Origin of the sequence: Brevundimonas sp., from assembly GCF_004210735.1 — a bacterium.
Lineage (GTDB): Bacteria > Pseudomonadota > Alphaproteobacteria > Caulobacterales > Caulobacteraceae > Brevundimonas.
Genome location: NZ_SDZL01000127.1, coordinates 1 through 1,732, shown reverse-complemented (window position 1 = coordinate 1,732; position 1,732 = coordinate 1). Strand labels below are relative to the sequence as shown.

Annotated in this window: 3 protein-coding genes; all 3 read left to right on the top strand. The window is 68.2% G+C overall.

Features of this window, described 5'->3' with window-relative positions; all coding sequences use genetic code 11:
* Window positions 1–212 precede the first annotated feature (212 nt).
* The gene (locus EON91_RS14375) at window positions 213–647 is read left to right on the top strand and encodes a nuclear transport factor 2 family protein (protein WP_292096078.1); all 435 of its coding nucleotides are present in this window, start codon (window positions 213–215) and stop codon (window positions 645–647) included.
* Window positions 648–806: 159 nt separating this feature from the next.
* On the top strand, window positions 807–1,325 hold the full coding sequence (locus tag EON91_RS14370; protein WP_292096076.1) for a hypothetical protein: 519 nt from the start codon (window positions 807–809) through the stop codon (window positions 1,323–1,325).
* Window positions 1,326–1,380: 55 nt separating this feature from the next.
* Window positions 1,381–1,732, top strand: a 352-nt coding sequence (locus EON91_RS14365; RefSeq protein WP_292096074.1) for a carboxylesterase family protein, incomplete at its 3' end; no start/stop codon positions are given.

The following is a 1,732-nucleotide window of genomic DNA, read 5'->3' as shown; positions in this document are numbered from 1 at the left end:
TGGTGAGTTGTCGGAGGCAAAATGCAGACGCGCGTGTCAAACACGTAATGACGACACGGTGAGGCGCGCGTAAGCGGGCGGCGATAGGGGCGGGGCCTTGCGTCTGCCGCGCGCGCGACTGACGCTTTCCCCGGCGTTGGGGCGGTACGGGCTGCTCTCCGTTGCTTGAGCTTTGTGGGGGTGGCAGTCTTGCTTGAGACAGGGAGACACGCATGACCATTCCGGCGGTGATTGAGCGGTGGCATCGGATTGCGCTGGAGCGGCGGTCGGATGAGCTGGCGGGCATCCTGGCGGAGGATGCGGTGTTTGAGTCTCCGGTCGTGCATACGCCTCAGCAGGGGCGGGCGATCGTCGAGGCTTATCTGCGCGGGGCCCTGCAGGTGTTGAACACGGAGCACTTCCGCTATGGCGGGGAGTGGGTCTCGCTGGTGGATGGCTCGCGGCCGGAGGGGGCCGGGTCTGCCGTGCTGGAGTTCTACTCCGAGATCGACGGGATCAAGATCAATGGCGTCGATATCATCGCGTGGAATGATGCGGGGCTGATCACGCACTTCAAGGTGATGGTGCGGCCGCTGAAGGCGATCAACATCCTGCACCAGAAGATGGGCGAGTATCTGGTGCGCGTGGGCGCGGTGAAGCTGAAATAGAGGCGGAGCGGGCCGGCGGCTGGGGCTTGCCGGGCGCTTTATCCTACAGCTGATCCTGCGAAAGGCGTGGCGCTTCAGGGCGCTGGGCGGGCGCGAAAAAAAAGTTATCCTACACCGCAGTGACCTGGGTGAATCATCGGCCTCGCAGAGGAGGCGATGATGGCGCGATCGCGTGTCGAGTTGATGGGTCTGGAGTTCGAGGCGGAGCGGCTGGTGCGCGCGGGGGAGTCGCGGGCGGAGGTGTCGCGCGTGCTGGGCGTGTCTGTGCAGACGCTGGCGGGGTGGGCGCTGCGGGGCGGTTGGCGGCGCAAGGATATCGAGCTGGAGAAGTCTGGCACGATCACGCGGCGGGTGATCCGCAATGTGGCGGCGGGGCATGTGTGGGCGGAGGCGCGGCGGGCTCTGGAGGCGGAGCAGGCGGAGGTGATGCGTGAGGTGGGCGTGGCGATGGCGGCAGGCGATGGCGTGGGGCTGGCGCGGCTGATGGTTGCGGCGCCGGAGGGGATGCGGGCGCGGCCTGTGCTGGAGGGCGAAGCGGTGGTGGTCGCGGGGCCGGGTCTGAGCGCGCGGCATGGCGAGGTGCCGCTGGAGGGCGTGATGTCGGAGGAGGCGTTCTTTGCGGCGCACGATGGGGAAGAGGAGGATGACGGCTGGGAGGATGGGGCGGTGGCGGATTGAGGTTGGGGCGGGATTGCTGTCTGATCGCGGGCTCATGGTTGAGGGAGCCCGTGCGATGCGGATGATGCTGGGAGCTGTGGCGGCGCTGGTGCTGGGCGCTTGCGCGGGGGCGGCCGGGACGAGCGATGCGCCGCTGGTGCGCGTGGCGGGCGGAGAGGTGCGGGGCGAGTTTGCGGGCGGGGTAAACGTGTTCCGCAACATTCCGTTCGCGGCGGCGCCCGTGGGAGATCTGCGCTGGGCTGCGCCGCAGCCGGTGGAGAGCTGGAGCGGCGTTCGCGATGCGGTGACGGTGGGGACGTCTTGTCCGCAGACCATGCCGGCGGATGGATCGCCCAATGGCGGCGGCGCGTATGGGCCGACGTCGGAAGATTGCCTGCAGCTGAATGTGACGGCGCCGCGCGATGCCG

Bases quoted from the DNA above. Each gene is read 5' to 3' on its own strand.
- EON91_RS14375 (WP_292096078.1), top strand. From the start codon at position 213: ATGACCATTCCGGCGGTGATTGAGCGGTGGCATCGGATTGCGCTGGAG.
- EON91_RS14370 (WP_292096076.1), top strand. From the start codon at position 807: ATGGCGCGATCGCGTGTCGAGTTGATGGGTCTGGAGTTCGAGGCGGAG.